Raw genomic sequence first — 14,752 nt, 5'->3', positions numbered from 1 at the left:
TTCTCAACGTCTCCTCAGTGGGAGCCGGGCCCCTCCGGCTCCGCTGGGGATGTGGGCGTTTTCCGGGCGGGGAGAGGTGGGGGCTCATGGGCTGGGTGCCGGCGGGTGAGGGGTATGAGGTTGCCCTCCTGGACGGACGGGTCGCCGCCAGGGCCACGAGTGGACGGGCCGCGGGGCGGCGGTTGAAGGCGTTGCCCAAGGCGTTGCGGGATCACCCCGAGGTCGACCGGTTGCGGCGGCTCGGTGAGTGGCTGGGGCGGCACGCGGCGGCGTGCGTGGCGCAGGTCGACGCCTGGATGGTGTCGTCGCTGCCGGTGCCGACCGGGCTGCTGGGCCGGGTGTGGGCGGACGAGGCGTGGCGGGCCGCGCTGCGGGACGCCGTGGTCGTGGGGGACGGGCCGGAGGACGTGGGATTCCTGCGGGACGCGTCCGGGGACGGCGAGCTGCGGGTCGTCGATCTCGACGGCGAGACCGTGCGGCTGTCGGCGGAGACCGTGACGCTGCCGCATCCGGTGCTGCTGCCGGAACTGGAGGAGCTGCGGGAGTTCGCGGCGGAGCTGGGGATATCCCAGGGCATCGAGCAGATACACCGGGCCACCTGGCGCAAGCCCGAGGAGCCGGCCGGGAGCACGCGGACAGAGGTGTCGGAGTTCGCCGGGGGGAAGTTCCCGTCCCGGTTCGCGCTGGCCGCACGCGCCTCGTCGCTGGGGTACCGGGTGTCGGGCGGGTACGCCACGTGCCAGGTGCGGGACGGCGTGGAGAGCGTCGAGGCGTCCGTGTGGATCGGGGATCCGTACTGGGACGAGCAGGTGGCGACCGGCGGCCTGTCGTGGCGGGACCGGGAGGGCCGTTCCCTGCGGGTGGGCGACGTGGGGCCGGTGGCCTGGTCGGAGGGGATGCGGATGGCGTCGGCGCTCTGGGCGGGGCGTGTGATCGAGGAGGGGAAGGGCGCGTGAGCGGGTACGAGGAGCTGCTGCGGGCCGGGGCGGTGCTGCCGCCGGGCACGCGGGGCGCGGGGGAGCGGGCGGTGCCGCTGACGGCCCGCGGGTATCGGCATCCGGCGCTGGACGGGCGGGTCGTGGTGCGGCTGGTCGCGGAGGAGCTGGGTGCGGCGGAGGACCTGGCCGCGGGCTTCCTGGGGCTGGAGCCGGACGGGGAGCCGGCCGTGGTCGGGCTGGGGACGCGGCAGGCGCTCGGCTTCCCGGAGTGGGTGCTGGCGCACCACCCGGAGGACGGGCAGCACGCGCTCGCGATCGTTCCGGAGCTGGAGCGGGTGGCGCGGCAGGCGAAGTCGAAGCCGAAGGCGGCGCTGGACGCGTATGCCGAGCTGGCGGTGCGGCTGGCCGACTCGGTGCCGCACTTCCTGCCGACGTTCTACGAGCAGGCCGGGCGGGTCTTCCTGTCCGTGGAGAACGCGGCGTACGCGGCGCGGATGTTCGGCCGCGCGCGGGCGGCCGAGGCGGAGCACGGGCTGGAGGTGGACGAGGAGCGGCTGGACGCCGTCTTCCTGGAGTTCGCGCTGGCCGGGGCGCTGCCCGTGAAGGTGCTGTCGGGATACGCGAGGGAGCTGGCCGCGCGGCTGCCCGGGAACGAGGCACTGCGTCGTTTCACGCGGCTGTGCGTGCGGCGCACGGCCGGCGGGCTGCCGCCCTCGCCGCAGATGGTCAAGGAGCAGCGCAGGCTGGCGCGGGCGGCGGGGCTGGACGCCGACGCCGCGGAGCGGGCGTATCTGGCGGAGCTGCTGGAGCTGCCCGCCACGCTGCGGGCGACGCCCGCGTGGTGGGTGGCGCACCGGCCGGCGCTGGTCGCCCTGGCCCGGGGCGACGCGGAGGTGCGCGGCAGGCTGCTGGACATCATGCCCGCGGACCACGACGAGCGGATGCCGGTTCTGTGGCTGGAGGTGCTGGAGGAGACGGGCGCCACGGCGGGCCTGACCGGCGCGGACGGCCTGGAGGACGCGGACGGCGCGGGCACGGGCACGCGACCGCCGGGCGATGGCGTCGTGGGGTGGCTGCGGCGGTTCACCCGGCTGCGGGGGACGTGGTGGCGGCAGGAGCGGCTGCCGTCGCTGTACGCGCTGGTGGAGCGGATGGCGGACCGGCTGCGCGCGGAGCTGGCCGCGTCGGGCGAGCGGCTGGACGCCTCCGCCGACCTGGACCTGCTGGATCTGCTGCTGGCGCTGGACATCCCGGTCGCGGACATCGAGGACCGGCAGGGCCTGCCGTTGCGCGCGTGGGCGCGGGGCGAGGGGCAGCGCGACCTGGTGGCGGTGGCCGCCGACCCGCGCTTCCACCGGCCGTTCCACGTCGCGGCGGACGGGCTCGGCTTCAACGAGGCAGGCTCGAACGTCGTGCGGACGCTGGCCGCGTCGCCCGGCGGGCGGGCGATGCTGGCCGACTGGGTGCGGGAGGTCGCCCGAAGGTCGGCGACGGCCGGGCTGCCGGAGCTTCCGGACGTGCTCAGGAGGCTGGCGTGGCTGCCGGGCGAGGCCCTGCTGCTGGCGGAGGACGAGGCCCGCGAGGCCGCCGCGGCCGATCTGGCTCCGGTGCTGGCCCGCACGCTGCGGGCGGGCCTGTTCGACGAGCTGGGCTGGCCCGTCTGGGACGAGGCGGCGGCCACGCTGGTGCCCGCCGACCACGTCGAGGACCTGTACGTGGCGGACGCCTGGCCGTATCTGATCGTCGCCGGGCGCGACCAGGCGCGGGTCATCGGTGCCGAGGGCACGGCGCTGGTCCACGACCTGCGCGTCCCGGCCGGCGCCCTGGGCACCTGGGACGACCCGGGCCTGCACTGGGTGGACGGCGAGCTGCTCGTGTACTGGGCGGACCGCCGGAACGACGGCCAGGTCCAGGGGTACTGGCACACCGCCGCCGACCGGCCGCGCCCGATGGAGCGCGCCGCCTCCGCGTCCGTGTTCCGGGGCACCAGGATGACCTGGTACCGGGGCACGGACCCGGTGACGCTGCCGCTGCCCGGCGGCGGGCGCGCCACCGGCGCGGGGATCCTGCACCGGGGGGACGCCACGGTGCCCGGCGAGCGGCCGGTGATCAGTGACGGCGTCTCGTACTGGGTGTGGGTCCGCGGGGAGACGGACCGCGCCGCCACTGGGTGGTACGCGTACGACCCGGCCGGCGGGCGGCACGACCGCAGGGGCCTGCCGGGCTTCCTCGCCGACGCGCCGCGCGACGCGCCGGGGGGCAGCGCGTTCGTGTCGGGCTGGGTGCTGCCGGCCTTCGGTGCCGGGCCGGGCCCGTGCGGCGCGCCGGTGGACGGCCTGCTCGGCTGGCGCGTGGTGCGGCTGCCCGACGGATCGCTGCGCGGGCAGGACCTCGCGGGGCACACGGTCACGGTGCCGCCCGGTTCGGACCAGCCGTCGGGGCTGGTGCTCTTCCCCGGCGACGACCGGCCCCGGGCGGTGGTCGCCGGGTACAACACGGTGGGGCTGGTGGATCCGGACGGAGTCGTCACGTCCACGGCCAGGATCGACGCCCCGCCGGGCCCGTTCGCCCGGGGCACGCGCATCCTGCCGCCCCGCCGGTACTGGCACTTCCTGCGCCCGCGCGACCCGGAGGGCTCGGCCGCGCTGCGCGGCGTGGACCGGGAGACGGCGGCGGCGCTGCTGGCCGCCGCCAAGGGCGGCACGGTGACGGAGGAGGCCCTGCGGGAGGAGGTCCGCCGCGTCCTGCCCCGGGTCACCCACGACGCGCTGGTGGCCGGTGTCGCCGGCGTGGTGCGCTTCGCCGCCGCGCGGCAGGCGTCGCTGGACACGGCGGCGGCCCGGCTCACCGAGGCGCTGGAGGCGGGCGGGCGCGCGCCCGAGGAGCAGAAGGCGGCGGGTCCCGGCGACGCCGAGCTGGTCGCGGCGCTCGACGGCCTGTGGCACACGGGCGGGAGCGGGGACAGCGGATCCACGTATGTCGTGAGCACGCTGCGCGCCATCGGCAGGGCCGTGGCCGAGCCCCGCGTGCCGGACCCCGGCGATCCGGCGAGGCCGCCGCGGATGGCCGGAGCGGAGCTGCCGCACGCGCCGGCCTGGCACGCGCTGCTCGGTCACGGCATGGCGGCGGTCGCGTTCCGCGCGGCAGCGGCGACCACCGGCGAGGCGGACCGCGGGGCGCTGTCCGCGTTCCTCGCCGAGCTGGGCGCGCTGGGGCTCACGGGGAGCGGGGGTCCGGCCCGCTGGCGCCGTCTCACCCTGTTCGTGGACCGCGACCGGTGGCTCTCCGGGACGGGGGCGCATACGAACGGGCGCGGCCTGCTCCCGCTGGACGACGACGGCGCGCTGATCGCGTTGCTCCGCGCGACCGCGGTGGACGGCGGCTATGAGTTCCGGGCGGTGTTCCACGACCCGTCCGGCCGGTTCGAGGTGCCCGCGCCCTTCGTGGTGCGGCACTCCGCGCCGGTCGGCGACGACGGGGCGGCGGGCCGGGCGGCGGAGCTGCTGACCGAGCTGGAGGCGCGCGGGCCGGCGCCGTGGTTCCCGGGCGCCGCCGAGGAGTTCGCCGCGCTGACCGGTGTCACCGCGGCCACGGCCGCGCTGGTCGTGGCCGGACTGCCGCGCCTCGACACGGACGGGCGCGGCTTCCTGCCGCCCGGGGTGCGGGAGACGCTGGGGGTGAAGGCGGCGGACGCGGCCGTCGCCAGGGACCAGCTCCGCGCGCTGACCGTGGAGGTGCGGCGAGCGCTGGTGGCGGCGCTGCTGCCGGAGAGCCCGGCCCGGTTGTGGACGGACGGCCCGGACGCCGCCGCGGCGGCCGGTGTGTGGCTGCGCGAGGTGGGCCGGAAGCCGTCCGTGCCGGAGGCGGTGCTCGGCGAGGCCGTCCGCGTCACGCCCGAGGCGGGCAGGTGGCTGCCCGCGCTGCTCGACCCGGCCGGTGATCCGCTGCTCGTCCGGGACCTGGAGTGGGAGATCAGGGAGGACCGCGCCTGGCCCACCGAGGACGTGCCCGGCTTCACGGCGGACGTCCTCGTCGGCACCGTGTCGATGGCGGCCTGGCTCGCGCACCGGCTCCCGGCGGGCGACGCGATGCGCGCGGCGCTGCCCGCCGCCCTGGCCGCGGTGCGGGACCGGCTGGCCGCTCCCGGGCTGATGCTGGATCTCGGCCGGTTCGTCAGCCTGCCCGCGTTCCGCAAGGTGGCCGGCCATCCGACGGAGACCGGGGAGGGCTTCGAGCGGTACGGCGCCGTCGTCATGGCCACGCACGACGACGAGCCGGCCCCCGCGATCCGGGTGGCGCTGCTGGACGACGAGGGGAACGATCCGTTCCTGCCGGTGCTCCGCGCCGAGGCCGGGCCGCCGTTCCCGCCGGAGGCGGCGATGCGCATGGTGCGCGACCCCCGGTTCGGGCTGCTGCTGGCGGACCCGGGCGACCCGGCCGGGGGCGAGCGGGACAGGGACGGCACCTGGTGGCCGCAGGACCCGTCGCGTTCGGTGCCGGAGCTGGTGGCGGAGGCGGCCGGGGAGCACGGCCTCGGCACGGACGCCGCCGCGCTGTATCTGATGCTGCTGGCCATGCCGGACCCGACCGACCGGCACGTGGCCCGCTGGACGGGCTGGAAGCCGGCCCGTCTCAGGGCGGCGCGCGCCGAGCTGGCCGCGACCGGGCTGGTGGTGGAGGGCAGCCGCACGCGGGCCGGGCGCTCGCTGTTCCTGCCCGGCGGCTGGGTGGTGTCGGGCGTGGCGGGGATCGCGCCGCTGGAGCGGTGGAAGCTCCCGATGACCGACCTGCTGGTCGAGCAGGACGACGGCAGGGTCGCCGCCCCGCTGGGGGTGGTCGTGCCGGGCGAGCCCGCCGCCGATCTGTACCGGCGGGCGTGGCAGCGGGTCCGGGAGGGCGACGTGCCCCGCCTGGAGGAGCTCGCGATACGCCGCGGCCGTCGCCGCTGACCCGGCCGGCCGGGCCCACCGCTCGGCCCTGGGACGCGCGGCCGTCGTACGCGGCGGCCCGCGCGTCCCCGTCGTACCGTCCGTTCCTCCGTCCTGCCCGTCCGAGACCCGACGCCGGAAACCCGCCGTCCGAGACCCGCCGTCCTGCCCGTCCGAGACCTGCCGCCCGAAACCCGACGTCCGAGACCGCCGCACCCGTACTCCGCACCGAGAGGACTCGCCATGCCTCCGACTTCGCCCCCGGCCCCGGCTCCGGCCACGCCCGGTGAGCCGGCGGACGCGCCGCCCGCCCGGCAGACGCTGCCCGCCGAGGAGCGGTATGCCGCCGAGCTGTCGTTCCTCGCGGCCCACGACGACGGCCCGCGCCCGCCGGGGTGGCGGCTGACCCCGCGCGCGGTCGTCACGTTCGTCTGCGGCAGTGGCGGCGCGGCGCTGCGGCTGCCCCGGCCGCAGGAGGGTCTGCCCGAGCGGCTGGAGATCCCCGCCAAGTTCGTCGGCGAGCGGGCGCTGGTCGAGCGCTGTGTGGTGACGCTCGCCGGTGAGCGCGGCCTGCTGCTGGTCGGCGAGCCCGGCACCGCCAAGTCGATGCTGTCGGAGCTGCTCGCCGCCGCCGTGTGCGGCTCCAGCGCGCTCACCGTGCAGGGCACGGCCGGCACCACCGAGGACGCCTTCCGCTACGGGTGGAACTACGCGCTGCTGCTCGCCCAGGGACCTGGCCCGCTGGCGCTGGTCGACTCGCCGGTGCTGAGCGCCATGCGCACGGGCCGGGTGGCGCGCGTGGAGGAGATCACCCGCTGCCTGCCCGAGGTCCAGGACGCCCTGGTGTCGATCCTGTCCGACCGGCGGCTGAGCGTTCCAGAGCTGGCGGGCACGGACGACGCGCAGGTCGCGGCGGCCCCGGGTTTCGCCGTGATAGCCACGGCGAACCTGCGCGACCGGGGCGTCTCCGAGATGTCGGCCGCGCTGAAGCGCCGGTTCAACTTCGAGACGGTGCACCCGATCGCGGACGCCGACGCCGAGACGGCCCTGGTGCGCGCGCAGGCCGGGGCCGCCGTGCGGCGGGCGGGCGCGTCGTTCGGCGTGGACGACTCCGTTCTCGACGTGCTCGTCACCGTCTTCCGCGACCTGCGGTCCGGCCGGTCCGCCGAGGGCTGGGACGTGGAGCGGCCGGGCACGGTCATGTCCACCGCCGAGGCCGTGCAGGTCGCCGCGTCCCTGGGCGTGGCCGCCGCCTATCTGCCGGGCGGGGACGTCCTGGATCTGGTGCCGGGGCATCTGCTGGGCGTCGTCCGCAAGGACGACGCGTCGGACCACGCGCGGCTGCTGGGCTACTGGGACGGTCCCGTCCGGCGCCGCGCCGAGGAGGGCTCGGCGCTCTGGCGCCGTCTGTGGGAGCTGCGGGAGAGCCTGCGGTGACCGTCACCACACCCCGCGTGCCGCACCCGTCCCGCCCGCCCGGCGCGAGCGCGGGCGACGGCGGCGGCCAGGGCCCGGACGGCGCACGGGGCGCCGATCCGCGGGCCGCCGTCGACGCACTGGCCGCGTCGGCGCGCCCGTTCCTGCTCGGCGTGCGACACCACAGCCCGGCGCTGGCCGCCGTGGTGCCCGCCCTGCTCGACGCCTGCGACGCGGACACCGTCTGCGTGGAGCTGCCGGCCGACTTCGGGCCGTGGCTCGCGCACCTGGCCGACCCCGGCACGCTCGCCCCCGTCGCGCTCGCCGGAACGAGGCGGGACGGGCGGCTCGGCTTCTATCCGTTCGCGGACTTCTCCCCCGAGCTGGCCGCGCTGCGCTGGGCCAGGGACCGGGGCGCCGACGTGATCTGCTGTGACCTGCCGCTGTCCGACCCCGGCTGGGACGTGAGCGCCCCGGACGGGGAGGGGCCTGGCGGCGGGGGCGGCGGTCCCGCGTTCGCGGACGCCCTCGCCGACGCCGGGACCGGCCGCGACGGTGACGACATGTGGGACCGGGCCGTCGAAGTCCTGGCCCCCGGCTGCGCGCCGGAGGCGGTCCGGCGGGCGGCGCTCGGCGTCGGCTGGGCGCTGCGCCGCGACGCGGAGCGCGGCGGCGGCGTCCCGCCGTCCGACCTGGCCCGCGAGGCGCACATGCGGCGGGTCATCGCCGCTGCCGCCGCCGGAGGCGGGCGGGTGGCGGCGGTCGTCGGCGCGTTCCACGCGCCCGCGCTGCTCTCCCCGCCGCCCGGGGCGGACGGCCGGGAGTCGGACGGCCGGGAGTCGGACGACAGCGCGGCGGGTGGCGGCGCGGCGGGCGGTGCCGACGGCGGTGACGAGTCGGTCTCCGTGGTGACGTCGCTCGTTCCGTACGCCTTCGGCCTGCTGGATTCCCGCTCCGGCTATCCGGCGGGCATCCGCGACCCGCGCTGGCAGCAGGCCGTCCTCGCCGCGGGCGGCGACCCGGACCGGGTGCGGGACGCCGCCGCCCGCGCCGTCACCGACGTGTGCCGCGCGCTGCGCGCGGCGGGACACACGGCGGGCACCGGCGAGGCGGCCGAGACGCTGCGGCTCGCGTGCGACCTGGCGCGGCTGCGCGGGCTGCCCGCCCCGGGGCGTGGCGAGCTGGTGGAAGCGGTCACGTCCGTGCTCGGTCAGGGCGAGCCCCTCGGGCGCGGCCGGGCCCTCGCCGCCGCGCTGGAAGCGGTGCTGGTGGGATCCGACCGTGGCCGCGTCACGCGGGCCGCGCCCCGGTCCGGGCTGGGCCCGTCCGTGGAGGCCGAGCTGGCGGAGTTGCGGCTGCCCGGCCCCGAGCGGCCCGAGGCGCGGGAGGTCAGGCTCGACCCGCTGCGCTCGGCGCTCGACCGGCGCCGCGAGACCCTGCTGCGCCGGCTGGCGGTGTGCGGCGCGGGCTACGGCGAGCCGGTCGCGGTCGGCGGCACCGGCGACGGCACCGCGCTCACCACCCGGTGGCGGCTGGCCTGGACACCGGCCGTGCCGGTCCGGCTCGACCTTGCGGGCGTGCGCGGCGTCACCGCCGCGCTGGCCGCCGCCGGGACGCTGCGCGAGGCGTTCCGCCGCGAGGCCGCCGAGGGCGGCCCCACCTGCGCCCAGACGCTGGCCGGGCTGCGCGCCGCCGCCGAGTGCGACCTGCCGGAGCTGGTGGCCGACCGTCTCGCCGACGCGTCCGCCACGCTGCCCCGGTCCGCCACCCTGGCGGAGCTGGTCGAGGCGCTGGACCTGCTGGAGGCGCTGCGCCGGGGCCATCTGCCCGGCCTCGCCCCCGAGGGCGGCGCGGATGTCGCCGCCCTCGCCGCCACCCTGCTGGACGCGGCCGTCCGGTCGCTGCCCGGCCTGGCCGGGAGCGACCGGCCCGAGGACGCCTCGGCGCTGATCGCGCTGTGCGCGCGGGCCGGGGAGCACCGCCTCGGCCTGCGGCTGGACGACGCGCTGGCCGATCTCGGCCGCACGGGTGCACCGCTGGTGCGCGGCGCCGCCCTCGCGGCCCGGGTCCTCCTCGATCTGGACCCGGCCGACGCCCTCGGTGACCGGATCGCGGGCTGGGTCGACACCGCCGCGTCGCCGGAGGGCCGCCGTCGGCTGTCCGGCCTGCTGCGGGGCCTGCTCACGGCCGCGGGTCCGCTGCTGGAGGCGGCCCCGGCGGCGCTCGGCCCGCTGCTCGACCGGGTGGACACGCTGCCCGACCAGGGTTTCCTGGAGCGGCTGCCCGCCCTGCGCGGCGGGTTCGACACCCTCGCCCCGGCCGCGCGCGACCGGCTGCTGAGCGAAGTGGCCGACCACCTCGGGGACCGGCCGGACCTGACGCTGGACGCGCCGCCCGCGCTCCTCGCCCTGTGGTCCGAGGCGGACGCCGCCGGGCTGGCGGCGGTGGCGGCGCTGTCGTCCCTGCGCCTGCCGTCACCCCCTCGTGACGAGCCCGCCCCGGTCACCGGGCCGCCCCGGGGACAGTCGGCGGAACGGGCGGCGGCGACCGGCCGGCGGCTGTCCCCGGCCGACCGCTGGCGCCTGCTGCTGGGCCGGGAGAGGGACCGGCTCGCGCCGGACGCCCGCCGTTACGCGCACGCCCTGGACGAGCTGTACGGGTCGGGGCGCGGCGAGGGCGCGGACGACTTCGAGGAGCGGGCGGGCGCGGGCGGCGGGCGCGAGGCGTCGTTCCCGGGCGTGCGGGAGTGGGCGGAGGAGCTGGACGCCCTGTTCGGCGCGGACGTCCGCGAGGAGGTCCTGGCCCGCGCGGCCGACCGGGGCCGGACCGACGTGCTCGGCGTCCTCGACCCCGCCTCGGTGCGGCCCTCGGTGGAGCTGCTCACGTCCGTGCTCTCCCTCGCGGGCGGCATGCCCGAGCAGCGGCTGGCCCGGCTGCGTCCGCTCGTCCGCCGCCTGGTGGACGAGCTGTCCCGGGAGCTGGCCACCCGCCTGCGGCCCGCGCTGACCGGGTTGGCGTCGCCGCGCCCGACCCGGCGGCCCGGCGGCCGGCTCGACCTGCCGCGCACCCTGCGGGCCAACCTCGCCCATGCCCGCCGCCTCGGCGACGGCCGGACCGTTGTCGTGCCGGAGCAGCCGGTGTTCGGCACGCGGTCGCGGCGGGAGGCGGACTGGCGGCTGGTTCTCGTGGTCGACGTGTCCGGCTCGATGGAGTCGTCCGTCGTCTGGTCGGCGCTCACCGCCGCCGTGCTGGGCGGCGTGCCCACCCTCTCCACACACTTCCTCGCCTTCTCGACGGACGTGATCGACCTGACCGGCCGGGTCAGTGATCCGCTGTCACTGCTGCTGGAGGTGCGGGTGGGCGGTGGCACGCACATCGCGGCCGGGCTCGCGCACGCCCGTTCACTGGTGACGGTGCCCAGCCGCACGCTCGTGGTGGTGGTCAGCGACTTCGAGGAGGGCCACCCGCTGGGCGGGCTGCTCGGCGAGGTCCGCGCGCTGGCCGGGTCCGGGGTGCGGCTGATGGGCTGCGCCGCCCTGGACGACACCGGTACCCCGCGCTACTCCGTCCCGGTCGCCGGGCAGCTCGCCGCCGCGGGCATGCCCGTCGCCGCCCTCAGCCCCCTCGCCCTGGCCCGCTGGGTCGGCGACTGTCTCCGGGGAGACCACCGATGAACGCCGCGCTTCCCCCGGTGGCCCCGGACGTGGCCGCCGCCGCCGTGGAGAGCCTCACCTCCCGGCTCCGGAAGAGGCTGGACGCGGCGGTCGAACGGTGCGCCGCCGCGCCCGTCACCGCCGACGGCGGGACGCTGCGGGTGCGGTGGGGCGAGGACGCGGAGGTGCTGCTCGTTCCCGGCCCGTCCGGCGCGATCACCGACGCGGGTCAGGCGCGCTGCACGTGTCTGCTGGCGCCGCGCTGTCTGCACCGGGCCGCCGTGCTGAACGCCTGCCCGCTCGCGGACGGGCGCGTCGCGGACGAGCGCGACGCGGACGAGCGCGACGCGGACGAGCGCCCAGCGGACGGATGTGTCGCGGACGGGGACGGGGAGCCTCCGGTTCCCGCGGTGGCTCCGGAGGCCGCGCGGCCGACCCAGGCCGATGGGGCGGCACCGGAGGCCGTGGCGCCGGATGCGGCGCGCTGCGCGGCGGCGGCCGGGCTGTGGGCCGCGGCGGCGGCCGTGCTGGTGGCGGGGGTTCCGGCCGCCGACGCCGTCGCCCAGGCCGAGTTGCTGCGCGCCGCCCACAGCGCCCGGCTCGCCGGGCTGCTCCGCGCGGAGGCCGCCGCGTTGCGCGTGGTGCGCGGCCTGCGGGCCGCGCGGGCACGTCACGACGGTCACCGGCTGGCCGACCTGACGTCGGCGCTGCGCGAACTCCTGCTCACCACCGGGCGGCTCGCCGCCGCCGACCCCGACCCGGCGCTCATCGGCACCGCGCGCCGCGCCTACCGGCCGGGCGGCGGCCTGCGGGTCCACGGCGTGTGCCGGGAGCCGGTGATCAGCGCCACCGGCTACGGCGGCGTGGTGACGCATCTGCTCGGGGAGGACGGCCGCTGGTTCTCCGTGGCCGACGTCCGGCCGGGCGGCCCGGCGCGGGCCGTGGGCGCGGCGACGGCCACGGTCGCGCTGGGCCCCGCCGCGCTCGACCACGCCGCGCTCGCCCGCGGCGGGCTGGTGATCTCGGGCGCGACCGTCTCCGCCGAGGGCCGCCTCGGCGCGGGCCGCGGCGTGCGCGCCACCCCGCTCCCCGGGCGGCCGTGGGGGGAGGGCCCGATGGCCGCGCTGTTCGCCCGCCCGCTCGGGGAGGCGGTGGCGGCGCTCCTCGCGGGCGACGACGACGGCGGCGGGGCGGCGGACGAGCCGATCGGCTGCGACCTGGTGATCACGGGCGCCACCGGCGATCAGGTGCTCGCCCGCGAGCTGCGCGCCGGTGCCCCGGCCGGTCCGGTGATCCGGCTGGTCGCGGCGGACGGCCACCCCTCCCTGGCCCACACGGCCAACCTGCGCCGGCTCGCCTCCCGCCCCGGCCTGTGCGTCCGCGTCGTGGCGCGGCTCGACCGGGACCGGGCGGCCACCCTGCGCCCGCTCGCGGCCGGGCCGGTGCCCGGCGCGGCGCACACGCTGCGCCTGCCCGACGCCTGGCTCGGCCACGCGGACCTGGGATACGACCGCATCGAGGGCGCGCACCTGCCGACCGCTCCCGCCGCCGGGGCGATGAGCGGCGCGGGGGTGGATCCGCTGGGCGACGCGCCGTTGTGGCGGGTGCGGCGGCTGGTGGAGCTGGCCGTCGCGGGCGGGCGGCGGGCGGTCGCGGAGTCGGGCCGCGACAGCGCGGGGACGCGCGCTCCGCTGCGTCGCGCGGGGCTGCGCACGGCCGCCGGCCTGTGCGCGGCCCTGTCGGCCGAGGCCGACCGCCGGGGCCGGGACGTGTTCGGCCGCCTCGTCGGCGCCGACCCCGACGGGTACGCGCGGGCGTGGCTCGCCACGGCCGTCTACCTCGCGGCCGCCGAACGGGCCCTGATAGCAGCCTCCTGGCGCGACCCGGACGGCGAGCCCGAACCGGACCGCGAGCCCGAGCCGGAGCCCGAGCAGGCGTGAGCGGCCGGACGGCGCGGGGTCACAAGCTGCCGAGGTCCGTGCCGATCCAGTGCTCGGGCCGGAGGTGGAAGACGACCTGCTCGCCGTGGTCGCGCCAGGCGTACTCCACGTATCCGTCGACCTTCCCGGGCGGCAGGTAGCGCGCCGCCAGCTCCCGCAGCAGGGCGCGGGTGGCGGGCGCGGTGCCGGTCACCGGGCCCTCGACGGAGACGTAGCGGATGGTCGGCTCCAGACGGTCGACCATGAGCGTGAAACGGCCCGCCGCCCTGATGAGCCGTGCCTTGCGGGAGTCCGCGCCGGTCATGATCCAGATGTCGCCGCCGGGCGCGTACTGGTACCAGATCGGGACGGTCAGCGGCGCCCGCCCCTCTCCCTCGGCCACGGACAGGGCCGCGATGTGCGGCTCGGCGAGGAACGCTTCGCGCTCTTCACGGGTCAGAGCCATCGGAAACTCACTCCTTCGTCTGCTTCGTTGGCTTGGTCCGCATCGGAGAACCACGCGGACCGTGCGGCACTTCCCGCATCGGCTCCCTCCCCCCCTCCCTCCCGAGTCCGCGCGATACCGGGAGTTCGGGCGGCGGGGCACGGTCCGCCTCGCCCGGATCCGGCGATCGACCGAGCCGGGCCTGAGTCTGACGAGGTTCCGGGACGTCGTCGCGGACGACGACGGCGGCGGCAGCGACCCGCGCGAGGAACCGGCCGCCCTGTTCGAGGAGATGGCGCGCCATCCCGGGCCCGAGCCGGTGATGGCCACGAAGGAGCGGGAGTTGCCGACGCTGCTGAACGGGACGGCCGTGCCGGGGGGGCGCGGGCGACGGCGCCGGGAGGAGAGGAGAGCGGCGGCAGGCCGTCCGGCTGCTCCGGTCCCGGCGGCACGAACTCGTGCTGTGGTGCGGCCTCTTCCGCCGGATCGGGCGGCGCCCCCGGCACGGCGCGGACACGGGCGGCCTGGCGGTGCCGTACGCGGGCGGGCAGCCGCCGTCGCGATCGTGGCGCCGCGCCTCCCGGTCGTCGAAACGGTGGCGCCGCCGCTGCTCATCCCCTGGCCGCCGGTGCACGGTGCCGGCCGCGACGGTTCGCCGCGCGTGCGGTACGGCGCCCTGGTCGACGGCCGGGTGCCGACCGGGTGCCGACCGGGCACGTCGCCCCCGCCCGGCCGGAATGGCGCTGCCCCGGCGGCGGTCCATCCGGCGCCCCGGACCGGCCGTCGCCGCCCTGGCGCCGCCGGAGAGGGAAGGAGGGCATCAATGAAGCTGAGCCTGAGCTTGTCAACTTTCCTCGGGCCGAGTTATAAAGGGTGTTGTCGGTAATGCACGCGTTCCGGACACGAGGAGGTATCGATGATGCTGCTGCAGACCGACCCCTTCCGTGAGCTCGACCGCCTCGCCCAGCACGTGCTCGGTGCCGCGTCCCGGCCGGCCGCCCTGCCCATGGACGCCTGGCGCGAGGGGGACACGTTCGTGGTGGAGCTGGACCTCCCCGGCGTGGACCCCGAGGCGATCGACATCGACATCGAGCACAACGTGCTCACCGTGCGGGCCGAGCGCCGCTCGCACGCCGGTGAGGACGCGGAGGTGGTGACCGCCGAGCGGCCCACCGGCTCGTTCAGCCGCCGCCTGTTCCTCGGCGAGACGCTGGACACCGAGCGCATCGACGCCGCGTACGAGGCGGGCGTCCTGCGGCTGCGGATCCCGGTGGCCGAGCAGGCCAAGCCCCGCAAGATCGCCATCAGCGGCGGTGGCGAGCGCCGGTCGATCAGCGCCTGATCAGGGCCTGCCCCACCCGGCGGTCGTGGGGCGTGGGGGGGGGGGGGGGGGGGGGGGGGGGGGGGGGGGGGGGGGGGGGGGGGGGGGGGGGGGGGGGGGGGGGGGGGGGGG

At 78.2% G+C, this 14,752-nt stretch carries 7 protein-coding genes; 6 read left to right on the top strand and 1 reads right to left on the bottom strand.

Annotation, left to right across the window (positions count from 1 at the left end; genetic code table 11):
- The first annotated feature begins 86 nt into the window (after nt 1-86).
- From ACSNOC_RS10075 to ACSNOC_RS10055, 5 genes are all read left to right on the top strand, one after another.
- On the top strand, nt 87-956 hold the full coding sequence (locus tag ACSNOC_RS10075) for a DUF4132 domain-containing protein (RefSeq protein WP_436746970.1): 870 nt from the start codon (nt 87-89) through the stop codon (nt 954-956).
- On the top strand, nt 953-5,887 hold the full coding sequence (locus ACSNOC_RS10070) for a DNA-binding protein (RefSeq protein WP_436746969.1): 4,935 nt from the start codon (nt 953-955) through the stop codon (nt 5,885-5,887). Before ACSNOC_RS10075 ends, ACSNOC_RS10070 begins: the two co-directional genes overlap by 4 nt.
- A gap of 222 nt (nt 5,888-6,109) precedes the next feature.
- Nucleotides 6,110-7,303: an ATP-binding protein gene (locus tag ACSNOC_RS10065; RefSeq protein WP_436746968.1), complete on the top strand. Its 1,194-nt coding sequence runs from the start codon at nt 6,110-6,112 to the stop codon at nt 7,301-7,303.
- Between the two features lie 119 nt (nt 7,304-7,422).
- On the top strand, nt 7,423-10,956 hold the full coding sequence (locus ACSNOC_RS10060; RefSeq protein WP_436746999.1) for a DUF5682 family protein: 3,534 nt from the start codon (nt 7,423-7,425) through the stop codon (nt 10,954-10,956).
- Nucleotides 10,953-12,875 (top strand): hypothetical protein, encoded by a 1,923-nt coding sequence (locus ACSNOC_RS10055; protein WP_436746967.1) that lies wholly within the window; start codon nt 10,953-10,955, stop codon nt 12,873-12,875. Before ACSNOC_RS10060 ends, ACSNOC_RS10055 begins: the two co-directional genes overlap by 4 nt.
- Before the next feature lie 19 nt (nt 12,876-12,894).
- Here ACSNOC_RS10055 and ACSNOC_RS10050 read toward each other — a convergent pair whose 3' ends face one another.
- Nucleotides 12,895-13,320: a pyridoxamine 5'-phosphate oxidase family protein gene (locus ACSNOC_RS10050; RefSeq protein ID WP_436746966.1), complete on the bottom strand. Its 426-nt coding sequence runs from the start codon at nt 13,318-13,320 to the stop codon at nt 12,895-12,897.
- Nucleotides 13,321-14,215: 895 nt separating this feature from the next.
- Between ACSNOC_RS10050 and ACSNOC_RS10045 the strand changes: the two genes are divergently transcribed.
- Nucleotides 14,216-14,641 (top strand): Hsp20/alpha crystallin family protein, encoded by a 426-nt coding sequence (locus ACSNOC_RS10045; protein ID WP_436746965.1) that lies wholly within the window; start codon nt 14,216-14,218, stop codon nt 14,639-14,641.
- The last annotated feature ends 111 nt before the right edge of the window (nt 14,642-14,752 follow it).

The sequence above is a fragment of the Streptomyces sp. URMC 129 genome (genome assembly GCF_051386415.1).
Taxonomy (GTDB): Bacteria; Actinomycetota; Actinomycetes; order Streptomycetales; family Streptomycetaceae; genus Streptomyces.
The sequence above is the reverse complement of the archived record's forward strand: the minus strand, read 5'-3'. Positions and strand labels throughout refer to the sequence as shown.

Coding starts and splice junctions, on each gene's coding strand:
- ACSNOC_RS10075 (WP_436746970.1), top strand. CDS start 87: ATGGGCTGGGTGCCGGCGGGTGAGGGGTATGAGGTTGCCCTCCTGGAC.
- ACSNOC_RS10065 (WP_436746968.1), top strand. CDS start 6,110: ATGCCTCCGACTTCGCCCCCGGCCCCGGCTCCGGCCACGCCCGGTGAG.
- ACSNOC_RS10055 (WP_436746967.1), top strand. CDS start 10,953: ATGAACGCCGCGCTTCCCCCGGTGGCCCCGGACGTGGCCGCCGCCGCC.
- ACSNOC_RS10050 (WP_436746966.1), bottom strand. CDS start 13,320: ATGGCTCTGACCCGTGAAGAGCGCGAAGCGTTCCTCGCCGAGCCGCAC.
- ACSNOC_RS10045 (WP_436746965.1), top strand. CDS start 14,216: ATGATGCTGCTGCAGACCGACCCCTTCCGTGAGCTCGACCGCCTCGCC.